Origin of the sequence: Pseudomonas fluorescens, assembly GCF_002022275.1 — a bacterium.
GTDB classification, from domain to species: domain Bacteria; phylum Pseudomonadota; class Gammaproteobacteria; order Pseudomonadales; family Pseudomonadaceae; genus Aquipseudomonas; species Aquipseudomonas fluorescens_AJ.
In genome coordinates, this window is record NZ_MSDF01000008.1 from 42,604 (window position 1) to 63,689 (window position 21,086).

A 21,086-nucleotide genomic window follows, 5' to 3' on the forward strand; every position below is an offset into this window, starting at 1 on the left:
TCGGTGCCGACGCCATCGCAGGCAAGCCAGCTCCCACAGTAGATTGGGTTCACACATTCTAATGTGGGAGCTGGCTTGCCTGCGATGAGGCCAGAACCAGCAATAGAGATCAAACTGCCGGAAAATGAATCTTGAACGCCGCCCCGCCCAAAGGCGAATCACCCAGGGTCAGCCGCGCGCTGTAGCTTTCAATGATGTCCTTGACCACCGCCAGCCCGATGCCCTGCCCCGGGTGCTGACGGTCCAGCCGCTCGCCCCTTTGCAGAATCCGCGCACGCTGGTCCGGTGGAACACCCGGGCCGTCGTCCTCAATGCACAACTCGGTGCCTTCAAGGCTCTCGACCAGGCTGATACGTACTTCACGCACACACAGGCGGTAGGCGTTTTCCAGCAGGTTGCCGAGCATTTCAAGCAAGGCGCCCTTCTCGATGGGCACATCACATTCCGGCGGCAGGTCGAAAGTCACCGTCACGCGTTTGTCGCGGTACACCTTGTCCAGCGTGTCGCACAGGCTCTGCAGCACAGGCTCCAGGCGCACCTGGTGGCGCACCAGGCCGCTTTTACGCAGGCTCGCGCGCTGTAACTGATAGCCGATCTGCTGGCTCATGCGCTCGATCTGCGACTGCAATACCCAAGCCTGCCCCCGGTCTTCCGGGCGCTGCGCCATGTCTTCGCTCACGCCCTGCAACACCGCCAGCGGGGTTTTCAAGCTGTGGGCCAGGTCGTCGAGGGAATCGCGGTAGCGCGCACGCTGCTCGCGTTCGCTGTGCAACAAACGGTTGAGGGAACCGGTGAGGCGCAGCAACTCCCGCGGATGCTCTTCGGAAAGGCTTTCGCGTGTGCCGCCTTCAATCTCGTCAAGCTCCTGGCTCAAACGCCGCAAGGCTTTCAAACCCCAGGTCAGGCCCAGCCACAGCAAGGTCAGCAGCACCAGCAAGGCCGCGCCGAACCCCAGGTAGAGGTTTTCCTGCAGGCCTTCGAGAGTCAGCTGATACTCACGCACCGGTTGCAGGGCGACAATACTGAACGCCGCGCTCTTGCCGCCGAGCAGCTTGACCTCAACGTCGTAAACGAAAAATTCCTGGCCATTGGCTTCGCGGATGCGCGCAAATTCGTTACCGCGCCCGTCATAGCGCGGTTTGTAGTTGATGTTTTCTTCCTGAGTGGCCCGCGAGCGCCAGACCAGATGGCCTTCGCGGTCATAGATATAGCCAAGCAGCCGGCTGTCGGTCAGGTTGAAACGCTCGTCCGGCAACTGCGCCGGCATCAACAGTCGATTGTTTTCAACCCGTGCGGCAGAGATCAGCGTCGTGACATCCGACGCCAGGCGCTGCTCGATGGAATCCTGCAGCGCCAGGCTGAACGCGCCTTGCATGGCGGGTAACAAGCCGAGCATAAACAGCACGGCCAGGGTGGTGGCCGCGAGCATCAGGCGTACACGTAACGAGCGAATCAACGGCAGCGCTCATTGAACAGGTAACCCAGGCCACGCACGGTATCGATCGGCTTGAACCCGGCCGGGCCTTCCAGCTTGCGGCGCAGGCGCCCGACCAGCACTTCGATCACGTTCGGATCACGCTCGTCGTCGTCCGGGTAGAGCTGCTCCATCAAGCGATCCTTGGCGACCACTTGCTGATGGTGACGCATCAGGTACTCGAGAATCCGGTACTCGTAGGCCGTCAGCGCCAGCGGTTGCTCGTCCAGGGACGCCTGCTTTCGATTGAGGTCCAGCAGCAAGGGCCCGGCAACAATGGTCGACTGCGTAAACCCGCTGGAGCGGCGCAGCAAGGCGTTCATCCGCGCTTCCAGCTCTTCGAACTGGAAAGGTTTGACCACGTAATCGTCGGCGCCGGCGGCCAAGCCTTCGACCTTGTCCTGCCAGTTGCCGCGCGCGGTCAGGATCAGGATCGGGAAGGTCTTGGCCTGAGTGCGCAGTTGGCGGATCAGGTCCAGGCCGCCCATGCCGGGCAGGCCCAGGTCGATGATCGCCAGGTCATGGTTGAACTGGCCGGTCTGGTACAGGGCTTCTTCGGCATTGGCCACGGATTCGACCACGTGCCCGCTGTCTGTCAGTCGGGTCAGCAGGTGATGGCGCAACAACGCCTCATCTTCAACCACCAGCAATTTCATAAGGCTCTCCAAGGCAATTCAACTGTCCGACTGGGGGATATCATAGCGGCCCTGCACGTCTTGCGGGCGCAGTTTAATGCCATTGTATTGGCCCGTCAGGTGTTCATAGCCGGTACGGTAGTCGGGTTGAGTCGCGGTATAGCCCAGCGACTGGCCCCACGGCGCAGGCTGACTGCCCGCGTCTTCGAAGCTGACACGCTGGATCAGGGTGCTGGTTTTCTTGGTTTTCTCGTTGCCAAATGCTGCAAAAGGGCCATCGGCCGCTTGAACGCCGGCGGTGGCACTGAGCATGGTTAACGCCAACATCAGCTTTTTGATCGCAGTCATGGTGCTTACCTCTACGCGTTTTGGCTGTAGAGCCAGACTACGCACGCGCCCCTGAACTCCCCCTGAACAGGCTCTGAACCAAGCCTGAACCATTACGGGCTATTCACTGGCGTGCCACTGACGCAAAATACCGCGCATGACGCCTCTACCCGCTTGCTGTACCCCACTCGATGCCCATTGGCCGCTGCCCGACCCCTTGCCGGGCACGGTGTTTCTCAGCACGCGGTTTGACCCTGCCTTATTGGACGCCAGTGATTTCCAGCGCAGCGCCGTGCTACCACCGGCCAGCATCCAGCGTTCGGTGGCCAAGCGTCAGGCCGAGTTCCTGGCCGGCCGCTTGTGCGCGCGTGCAGCGCTGCAGCAGCTTGATCACCTAGATTGTGTGCCCGCCATCGGCGAAGACCGTGCGCCGGTGTGGCCCGGGCATATCAGTGGTTCGATTACGCACAGCACCGGGCACGCGGCGGCGATCGTCGGGCACAAGGCGCAATGGCGTGGGTTGGGAATGGACCTGGAAAACAGTCTGTCGCTGGAGCGGGCGGAACGCTTGGCCGGGGAGATTCTGACGGCTGATGAACTGCAGCGTATGGCATTAGTGCCGCGTGAGCAGATTGCTTTAGTGGTGACGCTGACGTTTTCGGTCAAGGAGAGCCTGTTCAAGGCGCTCTATCCGATCGTGCAGAAGCGCTTCTACTTTGAGCATGCCGAGGTGGTCGAGTGGTCCGAGTCGGGCCGGGTGCGGCTGCGGTTGCTCACCGATTTGTCTGCAGAGTGGTGTTATGGCAAGGAGCTGGAGGGGCAGTTTGCGGTGGAGGGGGAGCAGTTGTTGAGCCTGGTGGCCATCAGCGCCTGATCCATTGCTATCGCAGGCAAGCCAGCTCCCACAGTTTGAATGTGCAAACCCTATCAAATGTGGGAGCTGGCTTGCCTGCGATGGCAATCTCAAGCCTTCTCCTGATCCCTCGGCCAACTCAGGCTGAAGCACGCCCCACCGAGGTTATTGCTTTTGCCGATCAACGCGCGCCCGCCGTGCCAGTAGATGATCCGCCGCACAATCGACAGCCCCAACCCATGCCCGCCCGAGGCACGCGTGCGGCTGTCGTCCAGGCGCAGGAACGGCGTAAAAATGCGCTCCCAGGCGCTTTCCGGCACCCCCGGCCCGTCGTCTTCCACATCAATGCGGCAACGCACCTGCCCTACCTGATAACTGATCAGCACCTGCCCCTGGGCATGACGCATCGCGTTGCTCACCAGATTTTGCAGGGCGCGGTGCAGGTAACGGGGTTCAGCGTCGACCCAGGCGTCATCCAGGTGAGCCGATGACAGGCAGATGCCGCGCGCCACCGTGACCTGCGGACGCAGTGGCGATAATTCGCCGATCACCTGATCGAGCAACGCGCTGAGGTCAACACGCTGGAAACTCAACTCCGGCGCCCCCTGTTCCAGGCGTGCGTAGGTAAGCATTTCGTCGACCAGACCATCGAGGTCCTGAATGTCGCTGTCCATGCCGTCCAAGTATTTGCGCCGGGCTTCGGGGGTGGTGGCATCGCCGACCATCTCCAGGCCAAAGCGCAGGCGCGCCACCGGCGTGCGCAACTCGTGAGACACCGCGCGCACCAGTTCGCGCTGGATCGCCAGCAATTGCTGCAAGTGCTCGGCCATGCCATTAAAGGCTGACGCCAAGCGCCCTACCGAATCGGCACCGCGGGCCGGCACGCGCACTTCCAGGTTGCCCTTGGCGATGCGCGTGGCCGCCGCCTCCAGGCCTTTGAGGCGCCGCTCAAGCTGGCGCACCAATAAATAGACGATCAAGCCGATCAGGGTCAGGCTGATCAATGCGATGAGGATCAACCATTGCGGCGGGTAAGGGTTCATTTGGTACAGCGGGCCGATTTCAAGGACCCACGGCGTGCCGACCATGCCGGCAAACACGCGGATCGAATCGCCGCCCTTACCCAGCGCCATCACCGTGTCGCCTTCCGATACGCGGCGGCGCTGATCTTCGTCCATATCCGCCTGATCAAGGGTCATCAGGTGCATCTCAAAACCAAAACCCTTGGCTTCCTTTATGTCGGCCAGCCGTTGCGGTTGCTCGGCCACCGGGAAACGCACCAGTTCGTCAGCCAGCAGGTAAATCGTCGCGCGGGCCAATTGTTCGCTGATCTGCTGCACTTCGCCTGTGAGTACGAGCTGTTCCTTTTCGCTGACCAAGCGCAGCACGCGCGCAGCGTGGGGGCCGGTTTGCTCGACCAATACCTGGCCGCGTTGCAGCCGGTTGCGCTGGCCGAGATCCAATTTAGCATCGGTCAGCGTGCGCAATTCCAGCGGAATGCCCAGCAAGCGCTCCCACACTGCCAGGGCGCGTTGGCGCTCGATGGCACTCATGGGTTGCAGGTTGTCACCCATCAACGCAAAGGTGCCGTGGGCCAAGCGTTCACGATACTGGCCGCTGCGCACTTCATTGAGCAGGTGCAGGGCCAGCACGCCGAGCAGCGCCACCAGAATCAGCGCCGCGCACATGCCGCCGTAGATGCGCAGGAAAATCGAGTTCACAGCGGCATATCGGCGGCAGCTTCAGGGACGAACAGATAACCTTTGCTGCGAATGGTCTTGATCAGACGCGGGTGAATCGGATCGTCGCCGATTTTCGGCCGAATACGTGAGATGCGCACATCGATGGAGCGATCCTGGCCGTCGTAGCCGAAACCGCGCAAGGCGATAAAGATTTCTTCGCGGGACAGGATGCGCCCCGCATTGGCCACCAGCAGCCATAACAGGTCGAATTCAGCGCTGGTCAGTTCGATGCCGCTCTCATTCAGCCAGGCCTCACGCAAGGCGTTGTCTACCACCAAAGGGCCGAATTGCAGGCGGCGCTGGCTTTCGGCGATGGCAGGTTCGGCCGGCTCGCTGCGCCGCAACAGCGCCTGGATACGCGCCAGCAGCAAGCGCGGGCGCACCGGTTTACACACATAGTCGTCGGCGCCCATATCGAGGCCCTGCACCTGATCCATGTCATCGGTGCGCGCGGTGAGCATCAGGATCACCCCGTCGTAGCGCTCGCGCACCTTGCGGCAGATGCTCAGGCCGTCTTCGCCGGGCAGCATGAGGTCGAGGATGACCAGGTCCGGTTGCTCGGCGATGATGCGCGCCGCTGCCTTGGCACCGTCGCCTTCCACCGCCACCCGCAAGCCATTGCTCTCCAGGTAGTCACGGGTCAGTTCGGCCAATCGCTCGTCGTCTTCGACGATCAATACTTGCCAGGCTTCTTGCTCCACGGGTGGTCCTCGTTGTTATAAGAAAATCTTCAGGACTTCGATATTTCAACTGTGGGAGCGGGCTTGCCCGCGATGGCGGTGGGCCAGGAATAGATGCGGTGCCTGGTAAACCGCCATCGCGGGCAAGCCCGCTCCCACATTTTTGATCTTCACTGGCCATACCCTGTTTGTCATGTGTTGAGGGCATAACAAGGGTCGATTGTAGCCATGCGCCAGCCCTCTGGCACAAGCCGGGAAATCGATTCGGTGATCGCGTTTTTTTGTGATAGGGTTCGCGCCCTCAAAATTCCAACCGGCGGTTTTCAGCTTGGAATATTCAGTGACAAACGGCGCAATCCAGCAGCACTGCGGCCTACACGGGTGTTCCACGATTCATACACATTTTACCCACAGCGTTATCCACAGGTCTTGCGTTGCTAAGCCTCCAAAAACGCATTATCTTGTACCTCGGCGCTAAAAAAACCCTACATGTAGGGTTTTGAGCGAAAAGACCCAACACATTTCAGACAAGAAATTCAAGCCATTTCTTGCGCCTGTTTGGTCTAACCCCAGCATTTTTTGAAGGCCCAAACCGCTCAAGCGGATGGCAACCGTTTTCCAGCCTCAAGGGCGCAAAACGGTACGGGTGTTGCAGTGCCTGCATCAGGCAACTGTCACCCACCAGGAATACGGCGAAGGGCTTTTTATGCCCCCACACCGAAGACTTCGGCATGGAAGCGGCGCGATGAGCTCCCTTCCTCCTGTCCCGAAGTTGTTATGCCAGGCCCTTGGCCTGTTGTAAGTGCTTCAGGACGGAACGGTGGGCACCGTGATGGTGCCCAAATAAATATAGAATGTGGAGACAACCCCCCATGCAAACCGACACAACTCGCGAGAACCCGCAAGGCTCCGTGCCGCAGGCCGCCGATTCGAACCTGGATCTGTCCGCCACCGCACCTGGCCAATTGCGCGTGATCAAGCGTAACGGCACTGTCGTTCCTTACACCGATGACAAAATCACCGTCGCCATCACCAAAGCGTTTCTTGCAGTTGAAGGCGGCACCGCTGCTGCCTCGTCGCGCATCCACGACACCGTTGCCCGCCTGACCGAACAGGTCACCGCAACCTTCAAGCGTCGCATGCCTTCGGGCGGCACCATCCACATCGAAGAAATCCAGGACCAGGTCGAACTGGCCCTGATGCGTGCCGGCGAGCAGAAAGTCGCGCGCGACTACGTGATCTACCGTGACGCCCGTTCCAAGGAACGCGCTGTACGTTCCCCGGCTGAAGAAGCTGCGGTACAGGCTCACCCATCGATCCGCATCACCCTGGCCGACGGTACGTTTGCACCGCTGGACCTGGGCCGCCTGAACACCATCATCACCGAGGCCTGCGAAGGCCTGGAAGAAGTCGATGGTGACCTGATCCAGCGCGAAACCCTGAAAAACCTGTACGACGGCGTGGCCCTTACCGACGTCAACACCGCCCTGGTGATGACCGCCCGTACCCTGGTTGAACGTGAGCCGAACTACTCGTTCGTGACCGCGCGTCTGCTGATGGACACCCTGCGTGCCGAAGGCCTGGGCTTCCTGGGCGTCGCTGACAGCGCCACCCACCACGAAATGGCTGACCTGTACGCCAAGGCCCTGCCGGCTTACATCGCCAAGGGTATCGAATTTGAATTGCTGAACCCGATCCTGGCCACCTTTGACCTGGAAAAACTCGGCAAGGCGATCAATCACGAGCGTGACCAGCAGTTCACCTACCTGGGCCTGCAAACCCTGTACGACCGTTACTTCATCCACAAGGACGGTATTCGCTTCGAACTGCCGCAAGTGTTCTTCATGCGCGTGGCCATGGGCCTGGCGATTGAAGAGAAGCAGAAAGAAGACCGTGCCATCGAGTTCTACAACCTGTTGTCGTCCTTCGACTACATGTCGTCGACCCCGACCCTGTTCAACGCCGGCACCCTGCGTCCACAGCTGTCGAGCTGCTACCTGACCACCGTGCCGGATGACCTGTCGGGCATCTACCACGCGATCCACGACAACGCCATGTTGTCCAAATTCGCCGGCGGCCTGGGCAACGACTGGACCCCGGTGCGTGCACTGGGCTCGTACATCAAGGGCACCAACGGCAAGTCGCAAGGCGTGGTTCCGTTCCTGAAAGTCGTGAACGACACCGCTGTAGCCGTGAACCAGGGTGGCAAGCGCAAAGGTGCTGTATGTGCCTACCTGGAAACCTGGCACATGGACATCGAAGAGTTCATCGAGCTGCGCAAGAACACCGGTGATGACCGTCGTCGTACCCACGACATGAACACCGCCAACTGGATCCCTGACCTGTTCATGAAGCGCGTCTTCGATGATGGCCAGTGGACCCTGTTCTCGCCTTCCGAAGTGCCGGACCTGCACGACCTGACCGGCAAGGCCTTCGAAGAGCGTTACGAGTACTACGAAGCCCTGGCTCAGTACCCAGGCAAGATCAAGCTGTTCAAGACCATCCAGGCCAAAGACCTGTGGCGCAAAATGCTCTCCATGCTGTTTGAAACCGGCCACCCATGGCTGACCTTCAAAGACCCGTGCAACCTGCGCAGCCCGCAGCAGCACGTGGGCGTGGTCCACAGCTCGAACCTGTGCACCGAGATCACCTTGAACACCAACAAGGACGAGATCGCCGTTTGCAACCTGGGCTCGATCAACCTGCCGAACCACATCGTCAACGGCAAGCTGGACACCGCCAAGCTGGAACGTACCGTGAACACCGCAGTGCGCATGCTCGATAACGTGATCGACATCAACTACTACTCGGTGCCACAGGCGCAGAACTCCAACTTCAAGCACCGTCCGGTTGGCTTGGGCATCATGGGCTTCCAGGACGCTTTGTACCTGCAGCACATTCCTTACGGTTCGGACGCTGCGGTCGAGTTCGCCGACAAGTCCATGGAAGCGGTCAGCTACTACGCGATCCAGGCTTCCTGCGACCTGGCCGACGAGCGCGGCGCCTACGAGACGTTCCAGGGTTCGCTGTGGTCCAAAGGCATCCTGCCGCTGGATTCGCAACAGATCCTGATCGAGCAACGTGGCCAGAAGTACATCGACGTTGACCTGAACGAATCCCTGGACTGGGCGCCGGTACGTGCCCGCGTGCAGAAAGGCATTCGTAACTCCAACATCATGGCCATCGCACCGACCGCGACCATCGCCAACATCACTGGCGTGTCGCAGTCGATCGAACCGACTTATCAGAACCTGTATGTGAAATCGAACCTGTCGGGCGAATTCACCGTGATCAACCCGTACCTGGTTCGCGACCTGAAAGCCCGCGGCCTGTGGGACTCGGTCATGATCAACGACCTGAAGTACTACGACGGTTCCGTGCAGCAGATCGAGCGCATCCCGCAAGAACTCAAAGAGCTCTACGCGACTGCCTTCGAAGTGGACACCAAGTGGATCGTTGACGCCGCCAGCCGTCGTCAGAAGTGGATCGACCAGGCTCAGTCGCTGAACCTCTACATCGCCGGCGCTTCGGGCAAGAAGCTTGACGTGACCTACCGCATGGCTTGGTACCGTGGCCTGAAAACCACTTACTACCTCCGTGCCCTGGCCGCGACCAGCACCGAGAAGTCGACCATCAACACCGGCAAGCTGAACGCTGTTTCCAGCGGCGGCAACCACGGTGATGACTCGGTTCTCGCGGCACCTGCCGGCCCGGCGCCAGTGCCAAAGGCTTGCGCCATTGACGAGCCGGATTGCGAAGCTTGCCAATAAGCTGAGCCAGTCCCGGGCCTGAACGCCCGGGATTGAAAAAACCGATAGACCCTGATGCATGGGGTTTATCGGTTTTTTTGTTTTCGGTCAGGTGAATGTATACGCGTTGCCTGCCTGAGGCGCGCCACCCCGCCCGCCCCACAACTCCACACGACCGCCCATCACCGCCATTGAGTGGCCGCCATAATCCACAACGCCCAGCTTGCCGCTTGCCAGCTCGGCGCTCGACGATTGACGGTAAAGCCCTTTCAACCCGAGCCGGTCCAACGCCTCCCAGCCCATCTCGCCATTGTTCAAACTCTGCATGGCATGCGCAAAACTCTGTTTGGCCGCGTTGGGATTGTCATCAAACCCATTCCCCAGCATCTGGGCGCGCTTGGCACTGGCGGCGTACATGAAGTTGGCATCGGTCATCATGGCCGGATCATCACCTTTGAACTCAGCGTATCTAGCTGCTTGCTTGAGCTCATCCCTGGATAAATGCAGCTCGAATCCGTCCTTCATCTTCACGTCGTAGCCATCACCTGCCTCCTTGACCTCTTTGAAGACATCGGTAGGTTTTTGACCAAATTGCATCATTGCCGCCTTGATGGCTGAAACCGTCACGCAATTGCCGTCCGGGCCCTGCTTGAAACCGCTCCAGATATTGCCGGGCTCTCTGCCCATGCCCGGCTTTTTTCCAGGGTCGCTGTTGTCGGGCTTGTAGTGAAAGTGGCGAGCGCCTTCGGAAAAAGGCTTGTTGCTCATCGGCTCACTGCCGCCAAAATTTTTCGGGTTAACCCGGCCGCCACCACCACCGCCCTTGAACGGCGGAGCGGGTGGCGCTGCGTCATCTGCGTCGGGAAACCACTCTTTGATCAGCCGTTTGAGAAAATCGAGAAACTTTTCAAATGACTCATTGGCCAGCGTGTTCAGGATGCCCTTGAATTTCTCGTCGCCCATCTGCTCGCGCAAGGCATGCAATTTGTCTCGTGCACCTTGAATGGCTTGAGCTTTGGAGCCTTGCTCTGCCTCAAACAACTCATTGAGCAGCTTTTTGACCGCAGCTACCTCGGTAACCGCTGCGACTGGCGCAGATTCGGTTCGAATGGCATCAAACTGCCCCCCGCCATTTCCCAGCCCTGACACCCCGGAATTCCACATGCCCAGCCCTCACCGTTGATTGGCGAGCCATGAAGGCTCTGACACGATCAGTGGCAAGGTGGATGCAGGCAGTTCCATACTTCCGACTTTCTGGCGGCCGGTTACTGACAGCCATAAAAAAGCCCCTCATGCGAGGGGCTTTTTAGTAGAGCGCGCAACCATCAAGTCATCTGGATGATGGTCTGCATGATGGTGCTCTGGGTGGAGATGGTCTTGGCGTTCGCCTGGTAGTTGCTCTGGGCCTTGATCAGGTCCACGAGTTCGTTGGTCAGGTTGACGTTGGAGTTCTCCAGGGAGTTGGCCACGATCGACCCCAGGGTACCGGATTGCGGGGCGTCAAAACCTGGCTGGCCGGAAGCGAAAGTTTCCTTCCACGTAGTGCCACCGGCAGGCTGCAGGCCCTGCTCGTTGTTGAAGCTGGCCAGGGAGATCTGGCCGATAGCCTTGCTCTGCTGGTTGCTGAACGTGGCGAAGAGTACACCGGTACCGTCGATTTTCAGGCCGGTGATCTGGCCGGTGGCGTAACCGTCGGTGGTCGGCGGGTTGCGGTAGGTGGCTGAGTTGTACTGGGTGATGTTGGCCATATTGATGGCGATACCGGTCGGGTTGGCGTTCGCGCCGTTGGCTTTCCACACGCCATTGGTCACGGTACCCGGCACCCAGCCGGTCAGGTTCAAGGTGGTGCTCGAGGTGCCGCCGGTGACAATACCGGTGAGTTTGCCGGAGCCATCAAAGCTCAGCGTCGACGCCACAGGCGGCGTCGAAGGCGTACCCGTTGGAGCGGAACCGTCCGGGTTGCGGCCGTCGATCAGGGTGTAGGCGTTCCACTTGTTGCCATCGGTTTTCACCAAGTACTGCACCATCGGGTGCGCGTTGCCCTGGCTGTCGTACAAGGTGGTGCTGTACTGGGTGGTGAAGGTGCTGGTGTCGTTCGGGTCGAACGGCTTGGCCGTCTGGTCGATCACCGGCTCCGAAGAGTTCAGGTTACTGGTGGAGTCGACTTTGGTGGACGCCTTTGGCGGCAGGTTCGACAGGTTCAATTGCAGGTCGGTCAGGCCGCCCTTGTTGATCTTGCCGTTGTCGTCCGCCGCATAACCTTGCAGACGCGAGGTACCGGTATTGTTGGTGATATAGCCGTCTTTGTCGGCACGGAAAGCACCGCTGCGGGTGTATTCCAGCGAGCCGTCGGAGCCCTTCTGCACGAAGAAGCCGCCGCCCTGAATCGCCATGTCCAGGATGCCGCCGCTGTTGTTCACGTCACCTTGGGTGAACTGCTGGGACACGGCTGCCAGGTTCACACCGTTGCCGACACTGTTCTGGCCGGTGCCCAGCTTGGACGCCGCGTAGATGTCCGAGAACTCCGCACGGGACGACTTGAAACCCGTGGTCGCGACGTTGGCGATGTTGTTGCCGGTCACGTCCAGTTGTTTGTTGGCCGCATAGAGGCCGCTAAGGCCGATGTTAAAAGACATGTTTCTCTCCTTCTGCCGTATTTAGCCGGCTCTATGTACCGATAGTCTGAATTTGCGACTGCTTGATGCTGGTGCCGCCGGACAGGTTGAGCAGCATTTCGCCGCCGGTCTGGCTCAGGGTGACACTGACGACCGTCGAAGGCAGCGACGTGGCCAGGGCCACCGAATCACCCGCATCATTCTTGGTAGTGGCGGTGAAGGTGTAGGTCCCGGCCGGGGCCACCTCACCACTGCTGTTCTTGCCGTCCCAGATAAAGCTGGCGTTACCCGCACTCTGCGCGCCCATATCAATCGTGCGCACCGTGTTGCCATCCTTGTCAGTGATCTTGACGGAGACGTTGCCCACCGCCGATGTCACTGCCACGGAACCGGTCATGCTCTTGCTGGTGTCAACCACCGTCTTGTCGGTCTGCGTGATCACCGAACGCCCCACCAGCGACGATGCTTGCAGCGCTTGCGAAGACGTCACGTTGGTGGAGATGGACTTGACGGTATCGTTGAGGTTATTGATGCCCTCAAGGCTACTGAACTGGGCCAACTGGGCGACGAATGCACCGTTGTCCTGTGGCGACAGCGGGTCCTGGTTCTTCAACTGGGTGACCAGCAGTTGCAGGAACGCATCCTTGCCCATTGCCTGGTTGCCGGTGGCGGCATCGGCAATGCTCGACACGTTGTTTGAACTGTCCTTGACCTTGGCGTTGAAAAGGTCCTGAACCGCAGTGTTGGTAGACGTGGTATCAACAATGGCCATTATTTGGCGCCCCTTATCACTGACCCAGGGTCAGGACCTTCTGCATCATGGTTTTGGCGGTATTCATCATTTCCGCGTTGGTCTGGAACGAGCGGCTGGCGGAGATCATGTCAGCCATTTCCTCGACCACGTTGACGTTCGGGTAGTACACGTAGCCCTTTTCGTTCGCCGCCGGGTGGTTAGGCTCGTAGCGCGCTTCGAGGTTGCTCTGGTCTTCAACCACACCGAGCACTTGCACGCCCTGGCCTGCGGCGTCCTGGTTCTGGAACAGCGAATCGCTGCCGCCGCTCTGGCCGCCCTGGAACATGGTGGCGAACACCGGGTGACGGGCGCGGTAGGTCTGGTCAATGCTCGACGACACGGTCTCGGCGTTGGCGATGTTACTGGCGACGGTGTTCAGGCGCGTGGTCTGCGCGCTCATGCCACTGCCGGCAATATTGAAAACACTGGCTAAAGACATGGCTTACTCTCCACGCAGGGCTGACATCAGCCCTTTGAATTTGCTGTTGAGCAGGGTGAAGCTGGCCTGAAAGTTCACCGAGTTCTCGGCGTAGGCCGATTGCTCCAGCTGGGCGTCGACGGTGTTCTGGTCGATCGACGGCTGCATCGGCGTGCGATACAGCAGCGACTCGTCACCACTGCTCAGGCCTTGCGCTTCGATATGACGGCTGTTGGTCATGTTCAAGGCGAAGGTGCCGTTTTTGGTCTTGTCCTGCTGTGCGGCGAGCACGGCGGAGAAATCCAGGTCCCGAGCCTTGTAGTTCGGGGTATCGGCGTTGGCAATGTTGTTGGCCAGGACTTCGGCACGCTGGGCGCGAAAGCCCAGGGCTTGTTCATGGATACCGAGCGCTTTATCGAAGCTGATGCTCATGGCGGAAACCTTTAGGCTGACCTGCTTTTCGTAACAAGGTCATAGCAAGGCGCATGCCAGGTCTCTTGAGGCCCTTAAATCAAGGGTTTTGGGGGAGTTGAGCGGCGGCAATGCCAGAAAAGCGGCAATGCGCTTCCGCGTGGCGCCAGTAAAGCGGCAACGGTGATTGCCGCTTTACCGGATGGGCGGCAATGTCGGGGCCCAGGTCGGCGACCGTCGGTCTGCACTGTCAATTCTGACAGTTGCGGCCAATGCCCGCCCGGATGCCTTAATGGACAGACATCCCCATGCGCCAGGTAGAGGCTAATCATGATCACCGTCCCAGCCCTCAGATTTCTGCAACAAGACTCGGCAGTGCCGACCCCGAACCTGGACACGAGCCTGGTGCCCGGCGAATTTACGGAGTTGGTTTCCAGTGTCGCCCTCCAGAAGGAGGACTTTGTGGTGGCGACCATGAGCAGCACCGTGCCTGGCGTTATCGGTGGCCAGTTCAACCAAAGCTTTGAAGTGAACGCAGATAGCGCTTCACTCCAGGTATTCATTCCAAAAAAGTTTGTTAAGGCCAACTCAGGCAAGGCGGTGCTATTGCAGCTGCGCATCACGCGGCAAAAGGTGATATCCGTGGCGCCGAGCGTAATTGTCAATATTGATCAGGGCGTGATTGTTGTGCCCCCTCCGGGTATTACATGGGATTTCAACGATGGCACCCGTCAAGGGTGGGTACCCCAGGGAAGTTATATCGGCGGGGTGCTGAAGGTTATCAGCCAGCGCGTGGTCGTGGACTTGACCAACAGCAAGGCCGGCAGCTCACACATCATGAGCATCGCAGTGCCGGTAGTTGCAGGGCGTACATATCGTTGCGGCTATTTAGCGGGTACAGACCTGCTCACTGCAGACGGTTCACGCCTGCGTATGACGATGAATGGCAACCCCATTGGTCGCACTTCTCCGGTAGCCCCGGACTTCCTGCTATTGGGCTCAGGGACGTTCACAGCGCCCATTACGGGCACTGTACATTTAGGTATTTTCAATGAAGCGGTGCCCAACGGGGTTCATAGCCTGTACCTGGATAACATCAGCATGACAGAAGAGCCCTGAGTACTGCTGGCGAAGCGACACTGATTACGTGCGCCCATAAAAAACGGGAGCCCTTTACGGGGCTCCCGTTTTGAGTGCGAACAACCATCACTTGGCCTGGTAAATGATCCCCGGGCTGCACTGCACCATCTGGTAATGATCCGGCAGACCGTTCAGTGCTTCGGAAGCACCGAGGAACAGATAACCGCCCCGCTTTAGCGTCCCATGGATGCGCAACAGAATGTCCTTCTTCACCTCGGCCGAAAAGTAGATCAGCACGTTGCGGCAAAACACCATGTCGAACTTGCCCAGGCTGGCGTAGCTGTCGAGCAGGTTGAACGAGCGAAACTCCACCCGGCTCTTGATCGGCGCCTTGACCGCCCAACGCCCCGCGCCCTTCGGGTCGAAGAAACGTTGCAGGCGTTCCTGGGACAGACCACGGCCCAAGGCCAGGCTGTCGTACTCGCCGGTCTTGCAGTTGGTGAGCATGGTGCCGGACAAGTCGGTGGCGACAATTTGCGCCCCAGCCTTCAACTGGCCCATATTGGTCCGTTCAAACTCGTCGATGGACATCGAAATCGAATACGGTTCCTGCCCCGACGAACAGGCCGCCGACCAGATGCGCAGGCGCTGGCCCGGCGCGGCTTTGATCGCCTCCGGCAGCACTTTGCTCTTGAGCACTTCAAACGGGTAGGTGTCACGAAACCACAGGGTTTCATTGGTGGTCATGGCATCGACCACCATTTCCTTGAGCCCGCTGCGCGGCTGGCCCTGGATGCGCTGCACCAACTCGCCCAAGGACTTGATGCCCTGCTGTTCCATCAGTTTGTTGAGACGGCTGGATACCAGGTACTGCTTGTTTTCACCGAGCAATATGCCACAGGCTTTTTCCAGGAAGACCCGGAACTGTTCGAAATCCAAATTACCCGTAGACAATGATACCGCCTCTTAAATCGTGTGACCGCCAGGGGTAATCCCCTAGCCGTGATCTGCTGCCTTGATCCGGTCGACCACCCGGGATGCCAGGTCATCAGGACGGAATTTGGCCAGGAAGTCATCAGCACCGACTTTCTTGACCATCGCCTGATTAAATACCCCCGACAACGAAGTATGCAGGATGATATGCAATTTTTGCATGCGTGGATCGTTACGGATCTCAGCCGTGAGGGTGTAACCGTCCATTTCCGGCATTTCAATGTCGGAGATCATCATCAGGAATTCTTCTTCGGGTTTTTTGCCTTCATCCACCAGCTTGCGCAGGTAATCCAGGGCCTGGCGGCCGTCGTTCAGCGCCACCACATCAACACCGACGGTTTGCAGGCAACGTGTCACCTGTTTGCGCGCCACCGACGAGTCGTCCACCGTCAACACACGCAGCGATACCGCCTTGTGCGCGGTTTCGGCGTCCACCACGCCTACCGAGATGGTTTCGGACGTAGGCGCCACTTCGGCGAGGATCTTCTCTACGTCGATGATTTCCACCAATTGGTTATCGACCCGCGTCACCGCCGTGAGGTAGTGATCGCGCCCGGTGCCCTTGGGCGGCGGATGGATCTCTTCCCAGTTCATGTTGACGATGCGCTCCACCGAGCGCACCAGAAAGCCCTGGGTCTTGGTGTTGTACTCGGTGATGATCACAAAAGGACTCTGACGGTCCTGCAACCCCGAAGAACCGGTAGCCATGGCCAAGTCGAGAATCGGGATGGTCGCGCCACGGATGTTGGCGACGCCACATACCACGGGGCTGGATTTGGGCAAGATGGTCAGCTTGGGGCACTGCAACACTTCCCGCACTTTAAACACATTGATGCCGTACAGCTGTTTGCCGTCCAGACGAAACAGCAGCAACTCCAGGCGGTTCTGCCCTACCAGCTGTGTACGCTGGTTTACTGAATCCATTACACCTGCCATGCCCAGACTCCTACGCTAAATCTAAGGGGTACGACGCGCACCCAACGCTAAACGGCACGAGCTTTGCTATTTATCGATTATGGATATTAAAACGACAGTTTCCCGACGCCTCCGTCTCCCACGGTACTGCAGACTTTTCTGCGTCTTGATGGCATTGCTTGCCTTGGGCCTGGGCGCCACGGCCCGCGCAGACAATGTCACCTTGCCTGATCTCCTTATCGGCGTCACTCAAGGCTTTCTTGAGTTCACTGTAGAAGATTATCTGGCGACCACCCAGACGCCGGGGCGTTATGAAATTCAGGTCAACCAGCTCGACCCACGCCTGCGCATGCCCCTGTGCGACAAGGAATTGACAGCGTCGCTGGAAAGCCCCGCCCAGCCCATCGGCCGGGTCACCGTAAAAGTACGCTGCGAAGGCGCTTCACCCTGGACCGTGTTCGTGCCGGCGCAGGTCAAGCTGTTCCGCGACGTCGTGGTGGTTACACGGCCACTGAAGCGCACCGGCATCATTGGTTTCGAAGACGTGGCCTTGCGCGAACGGGACATCAGCCTGATCAACCAGGGTTACCTCACGTCTCTGGATCAGGCGGTTGGGCAGAAACTTACCCGACCAATGGTCACTGACCAGGTCATCACCCTGGTCCATCTGGAACAGGCCGAGGTGGTTCGCAAGGGCGATCAGGTCGTCATATCCGCCAGCAGTGGCGGGCTGACGGTAAAGATGCCGGGAGAGGCGCTGTCCAACGGCGGCATGAGCGAACAGATTCGGGTGAAAAACCTCAACTCCAACCGCGTGATCAAGGCGCAAGTGACCGCGCCGGGTCAGGTTGAGGTAGCGTTATAGTTTACTGGCAGAGGACGCCCGCTTTTCCTACACTGTGCGCCAGACGTCCGCACGTGCAGGTTTATTGTCAATCGAGCCTAAAGTTTGTCCGGGTATGGCCGAAAACATGGCAAGCGTCCAAATACCCAGAGGTTTTTTTATCATGGTCATCGATTTCAGCCGTTTGAATAACTCCCAGGCAGTGCCCGGCAACACGCGCACCAGCGGGGCCAAGGACGGCGTTGAAGCCAAGTCCCAGCCAGCGCCTGCAGCCAAGCCGGAACAGGCCGCCGCCAGCCAAAGCGGGGAATCCGTACACCTGAGCAATGAGGCTCAACAGTTGCAGAAGGTCACTGACTCGCTGCGCGACCAACCGGTTGTCAACAAAGCCCGCGTGGCCGAGTTGAAACAGGCCGTCGCTGATGGCAGCTATAAAGTCGACAGCAACCGTGTAGCCAGCAAGCTGCTTAACTTCGAAGCCGAGCGCTAGGCAAAGGCCTGCGCAGGGCTTTTGGACGCTTAAAACCCAAGGCCAGCCATGCACCACGACGAACATTTGCTTCAACTGATCATTGATGATCTGGCTCCGACGCAACATTTGCTGGAGCTGCTCAAAGAAGAATCCCTGGCCCTTTATGGTCGGGATATGCGCTTGCTGGAAGAAATTCTGGCGCGCAAGCAGTCGCTGATCGTGTTGCTGGAGCAGCATGGCAGGAAGCGCAGCGAGATTCTTGTCAGCCTAGGCCTGCCGGCGGATCACGATGGTCTCGCCCAGTTGGCCAGCCACTCCTCGGTCGGCGATCAATTGCTGACGCAGAGCACCGCACTCAATCAATTGCTCGCCCAGTGCCAGGAAGCCAACCTGCTCAACGGTCAGTCGATCCAGCTGCAGCAAGCCACGACCGCCAACCAGCTACGTATACTTCACGGCGGAGAGCCTCCGGCCCTCTACAATGCCCAAGGCTCCACTTCACGCTTGGTCAAACCCAGCACCCGCAGCCAAGCCTGACGCCGGTTCAAAGCGCACCTATCCAAGGCGCGCCACATACTGGCAAAATGCCGGTTCTTGCGTGTAGTCGTATTTTGTCTGGAGATGGAAGAACCGTGTTCAACGCCCTTAATGCGGAAGATGCACCGCAGCCACCCAAAGTACTTACCACGCCTCTGGAAATCGCTGGCACCTTGCGGATGCTGCAAGAAAGCCATGATCCGTTGATCATCACTTTCCACGAACGCAGCCAGCGCTTTCAGAGCTACCTGGTGGACGTTGACCGGGACAGCAAGACGCTAGCCCTGGACGAAATGATTCCCCGCGATGGCGAGCGCTACCTTGAGAACGGCGAACCCTTCCGTATCGAAGGCTTCCATGACGGCGTGCGGATTGCCTGGGAAAGCAACGGCACCCTGACCATCAGCGAAAAAGACGGCCACCGCATCTACACCGGCAGCATGCCCGACGAGGTGGTTTACCATCAGCGTCGCAATGCCTTTCGCGCCGCACTGAAGCTGGCACAACTGGTCAGCATCGAGCTAGGTGGCGAGAAACTCAAGGCACCGATCAGCGGCAAGTTGCTGGACATCTCCGCCACCGGCTGCAAATTGCGCTTTGAGGGCGACATCTCCGAGCGCCTGCAACTGGGCCAGGTCTACGACCGTTTTATCGCCGCCCTGCCCTTCGGCAGCATGACCACGTCCGTCGAACTGCGTTACCTGCATTTCGAAGACAAGATCAACACAACGTTCGCCGGCGTGCGCTTCCACAACATGAGCGGCCTGGTGCAGCGCCAGGTGGAACGTTTTGTGTACCAGTTGCAGCGTGAAGCGCGGCGCTTCGACAAGGACGACGACCTTTAAGCCTTAAAGGTCGCGGCAAAAAAACGGGCGGATCCTTATGGGGTCCGCCCGTTTTTGCATTCAGGGGCGCGCCCTGCTCAAGTCGTGGGGATGCTCGTCCGGCCCCAGGGGCGCCGGGGGGCCCTCGAAGGGCGGTTCATCTGCCGGTGGCGACGGATCCGTTTGCGGCGCAGGGTCCGGAACGGGATCCTGCATCTGCTCCTGCACGACCGCCTCGTCTACCCGTGGGTCAAGGCAAGCCACCAGCGGCGAGCTGGACATGCTGTCAGGCATCGCCACATGGTGCAGCGGCGCATCGTCCACCTGGTGCAGGTTGGTCACCGCTTTCGGCCGGATACGCCACACCAGAATCAACGCGCACAGACTGAAAAACGCATACAGCATATGGCTGCCGAACAGCTTCATCGCCACACCGGCCAACAGCGGCCCGATGCTCGCGCCGACGCCGTAAGTCACCAGGAGCATAGCGGTCAGCGACACCCGGCGATCCCCCTCTACATGGTCATTGGAAAACGCCACCGCCAGCGGATAGAGGCAGAATTGCACCAACGAACACAGGAACCCGGCCACGAACAGCACTTCCAACGGCACGTGCGTCATGATCGCCAACGGCAACGCCGCCACCGCCAGGCACAAGGCAAAGCAGCGTATCAACAAGGCGCGGTCGTAGCGATCCGACAACCAGCCCAGCGGCCACTGCACCAGCAGGCCGGCAAAAATGCAGCACCCCATGAACAGACCGACCTGCTCAGTCGTCAGCCCTTGCTGGGAGGCATACAACGGCGCCAAACCATAAAACGAACCGACGATCACACCCGCGCCCAACACCGTGCTCAGCGACTGCGGCACACGCTTGATAAAGAAGCGCGGCTCCATCGGCGCCGGGTGCAAGGGGGCCGGGTGAATGCGTCGGGTCATTGCCACCGGCACCAGGCACAGGGCGAAACACAGCGCGACCAGCATCAGCAATTCAAGACCCAACTCGGGGTGCATGACCAGAATCAACTGCCCCAACACCAGCCCCAGGTAAGACGCGATCATATAACCGCTGAACACCACGCCGCGCTGCTTGGCGTCGGCCTGCTCATTGAGCCAGCTTTCGATGACCATGTACTGGCACATCATTCCCAGGCCCACGACCATCCGCAGCACGATCCAGGCCGGCAGCCAATTGATCAAGCCATGGCCCAACACCGCCGCGCCGACGATACCGGCACAGGTAGCGTAGGCACGAATATGCCCGACCCGGGCGATCAGGCGATGCCCGATTTTGCCGCCCAGCACCAGGCCAAAATAGTTGGCCGCCATCAGCGCACCCACCCACAGGCTGTCGACATGGTCGGCCGCCAGGCGCAGGGCCAGGTAAGTACTGAGCAGGCCGGAGCCAATCAGCATCATCAAAGAGGCGAAATAAAGGGCTCGAAAAGATTTCCAGATCTGGCGCATCGGCGTTCCGAGCGGCTCCTTGCGGTGAGAGACAGGGCTATCAAATGATAGTCCGGTGTTGCCGGGTCCGGACAGGCGGTACGCACTGTTTCCGGGGAATATTTTGCTTCACAGCTCAGACGCTGCCTGGCGGTGTGCGAGGTACACCGATTGCGATAAATACCCGTAGCCCCTGCTGTGAACCTTCATCGCCAACAAGGTTCGACCGGTGTTTAAACGCCAGCCACAAAAAAAGCCCCGTCAGAAAAAATCTGAGC

Annotated in this window: 20 protein-coding genes; 7 read left to right on the top strand and 13 right to left on the bottom strand. The window is 59.3% G+C overall.

What is annotated here, in order from left to right; translation table 11 throughout:
• Nucleotides 1-109: 109 nt before the first annotated feature.
• Genes BFW87_RS03960 through BFW87_RS03970 form a run of 3 tightly spaced genes read right to left on the bottom strand, consistent with a single transcriptional unit; the run spans nucleotide 110 to nucleotide 2,457 of the window.
• Nucleotides 110-1,456 (bottom strand): ATP-binding protein, encoded by a 1,347-nt coding sequence (locus BFW87_RS03960; RefSeq protein WP_078738674.1) that lies wholly within the window; start codon nucleotides 1,454-1,456, stop codon nucleotides 110-112.
• Nucleotides 1,453-2,130, bottom strand: coding sequence for a response regulator transcription factor (locus BFW87_RS03965; protein ID WP_078738675.1), 678 nt, complete (start codon nucleotides 2,128-2,130; stop codon nucleotides 1,453-1,455). Before BFW87_RS03965 ends, BFW87_RS03960 begins: the two co-directional genes overlap by 4 nt.
• A gap of 18 nt (nucleotides 2,131-2,148) precedes the next feature.
• A complete protein-coding gene (locus BFW87_RS03970; protein ID WP_078738676.1) occupies nucleotides 2,149-2,457 on the bottom strand; it encodes a hypothetical protein in 309 nt (102 codons plus the stop codon).
• Between the two features lie 136 nt (nucleotides 2,458-2,593).
• On the opposite strand from BFW87_RS03970, the gene BFW87_RS03975 reads away from it, so the two are divergent.
• The gene (locus BFW87_RS03975) at nucleotides 2,594-3,310 is read left to right on the top strand and encodes a 4'-phosphopantetheinyl transferase family protein (RefSeq protein ID WP_078738677.1); all 717 of its coding nucleotides are present in this window, start codon (nucleotides 2,594-2,596) and stop codon (nucleotides 3,308-3,310) included.
• Between the two features lie 89 nt (nucleotides 3,311-3,399).
• On the opposite strand, the gene BFW87_RS03980 is transcribed toward BFW87_RS03975, so the two are convergent.
• Together BFW87_RS03980 and BFW87_RS03985 are read right to left on the bottom strand one after the other, a co-directional pair.
• Nucleotides 3,400-5,010: an ATP-binding protein gene (locus BFW87_RS03980; RefSeq protein ID WP_078738678.1), complete on the bottom strand. Its 1,611-nt coding sequence runs from the start codon at nucleotides 5,008-5,010 to the stop codon at nucleotides 3,400-3,402.
• Nucleotides 5,007-5,732 carry a response regulator gene (locus tag BFW87_RS03985; protein ID WP_078738679.1) on the bottom strand — a complete coding sequence of 242 codons (726 nt, stop codon included), beginning with the start codon at nucleotides 5,730-5,732 and terminating at the stop codon, nucleotides 5,007-5,009. The genes BFW87_RS03980 and BFW87_RS03985 overlap by 4 nt, the downstream gene beginning before the upstream one ends.
• A gap of 851 nt (nucleotides 5,733-6,583) precedes the next feature.
• On the opposite strand from BFW87_RS03985, the gene BFW87_RS03990 reads away from it, so the two are divergent.
• Nucleotides 6,584-9,481, top strand: a complete 2,898-nt coding sequence (locus BFW87_RS03990) for a ribonucleoside-diphosphate reductase subunit alpha (RefSeq protein WP_078738680.1) — start codon at nucleotides 6,584-6,586, stop codon at nucleotides 9,479-9,481.
• A gap of 87 nt (nucleotides 9,482-9,568) precedes the next feature.
• Here the strand turns inward: BFW87_RS03990 and BFW87_RS03995 are convergent, their stop codons facing one another.
• From BFW87_RS03995 to flgB, 5 genes are all read right to left on the bottom strand, one after another.
• Nucleotides 9,569-10,624, bottom strand: a complete 1,056-nt coding sequence (locus tag BFW87_RS03995; RefSeq protein WP_254865849.1) for a hypothetical protein — start codon at nucleotides 10,622-10,624, stop codon at nucleotides 9,569-9,571.
• Between the two features lie 161 nt (nucleotides 10,625-10,785).
• Nucleotides 10,786-12,096 carry a flagellar hook protein FlgE gene (flgE, locus tag BFW87_RS04000; RefSeq protein WP_078738681.1) on the bottom strand — a complete coding sequence of 437 codons (1,311 nt, stop codon included), beginning with the start codon at nucleotides 12,094-12,096 and terminating at the stop codon, nucleotides 10,786-10,788.
• A 31-nt stretch (nucleotides 12,097-12,127) separates the two neighbouring features.
• On the bottom strand, nucleotides 12,128-12,847 hold the full coding sequence (flgD, locus tag BFW87_RS04005; RefSeq protein WP_078738682.1) for a flagellar hook assembly protein FlgD: 720 nt from the start codon (nucleotides 12,845-12,847) through the stop codon (nucleotides 12,128-12,130).
• Between the two features lie 16 nt (nucleotides 12,848-12,863).
• Nucleotides 12,864-13,307, bottom strand: coding sequence for a flagellar basal body rod protein FlgC (flgC, locus tag BFW87_RS04010; RefSeq protein WP_016973698.1), 444 nt, complete (start codon nucleotides 13,305-13,307; stop codon nucleotides 12,864-12,866).
• A gap of 3 nt (nucleotides 13,308-13,310) precedes the next feature.
• Nucleotides 13,311-13,718, bottom strand: a complete 408-nt coding sequence (gene flgB / locus BFW87_RS04015) for a flagellar basal body rod protein FlgB (RefSeq protein WP_003175633.1) — start codon at nucleotides 13,716-13,718, stop codon at nucleotides 13,311-13,313.
• Nucleotides 13,719-14,027: 309 nt separating this feature from the next.
• On the opposite strand from flgB, the gene BFW87_RS04020 reads away from it, so the two are divergent.
• On the top strand, nucleotides 14,028-14,816 hold the full coding sequence (locus tag BFW87_RS04020; RefSeq protein WP_078738683.1) for a hypothetical protein: 789 nt from the start codon (nucleotides 14,028-14,030) through the stop codon (nucleotides 14,814-14,816).
• A gap of 87 nt (nucleotides 14,817-14,903) precedes the next feature.
• Here BFW87_RS04020 and cheR read toward each other — a convergent pair whose 3' ends face one another.
• Nucleotides 14,904-15,731, bottom strand: coding sequence for a protein-glutamate O-methyltransferase CheR (gene cheR, locus BFW87_RS04025; RefSeq protein ID WP_078738684.1), 828 nt, complete (start codon nucleotides 15,729-15,731; stop codon nucleotides 14,904-14,906).
• A gap of 42 nt (nucleotides 15,732-15,773) precedes the next feature.
• Nucleotides 15,774-16,706, bottom strand: coding sequence for a chemotaxis protein CheV (locus BFW87_RS04030; protein WP_078738685.1), 933 nt, complete (start codon nucleotides 16,704-16,706; stop codon nucleotides 15,774-15,776).
• 79 nt (nucleotides 16,707-16,785) lie between these two features.
• Between BFW87_RS04030 and flgA the strand changes: the two genes are divergently transcribed.
• The 4 genes from flgA to BFW87_RS04050 all read left to right on the top strand — a co-directional run bounded on the left by flgA (nucleotide 16,786) and on the right by BFW87_RS04050 (nucleotide 19,383).
• A complete protein-coding gene (flgA, locus tag BFW87_RS04035; RefSeq protein WP_078738686.1) occupies nucleotides 16,786-17,550 on the top strand; it encodes a flagellar basal body P-ring formation chaperone FlgA in 765 nt (254 codons plus the stop codon).
• Between the two features lie 142 nt (nucleotides 17,551-17,692).
• Entirely contained in the window at nucleotides 17,693-18,019 is a 327-nt protein-coding gene (flgM, locus tag BFW87_RS04040; protein ID WP_078738687.1) for a flagellar biosynthesis anti-sigma factor FlgM, read from the top strand.
• Nucleotides 18,020-18,067: 48 nt separating this feature from the next.
• Nucleotides 18,068-18,538, top strand: a complete 471-nt coding sequence (locus BFW87_RS04045; protein ID WP_078738688.1) for a flagella synthesis protein FlgN — start codon at nucleotides 18,068-18,070, stop codon at nucleotides 18,536-18,538.
• A gap of 95 nt (nucleotides 18,539-18,633) precedes the next feature.
• Nucleotides 18,634-19,383, top strand: a complete 750-nt coding sequence (locus tag BFW87_RS04050) for a flagellar brake protein (protein WP_078738689.1) — start codon at nucleotides 18,634-18,636, stop codon at nucleotides 19,381-19,383.
• A 60-nt stretch (nucleotides 19,384-19,443) separates the two neighbouring features.
• Here the strand turns inward: BFW87_RS04050 and BFW87_RS04055 are convergent, their stop codons facing one another.
• A complete protein-coding gene (locus BFW87_RS04055; protein WP_078738690.1) occupies nucleotides 19,444-20,829 on the bottom strand; it encodes an MFS transporter in 1,386 nt (461 codons plus the stop codon).
• Nucleotides 20,830-21,086 lie beyond the last annotated feature (257 nt).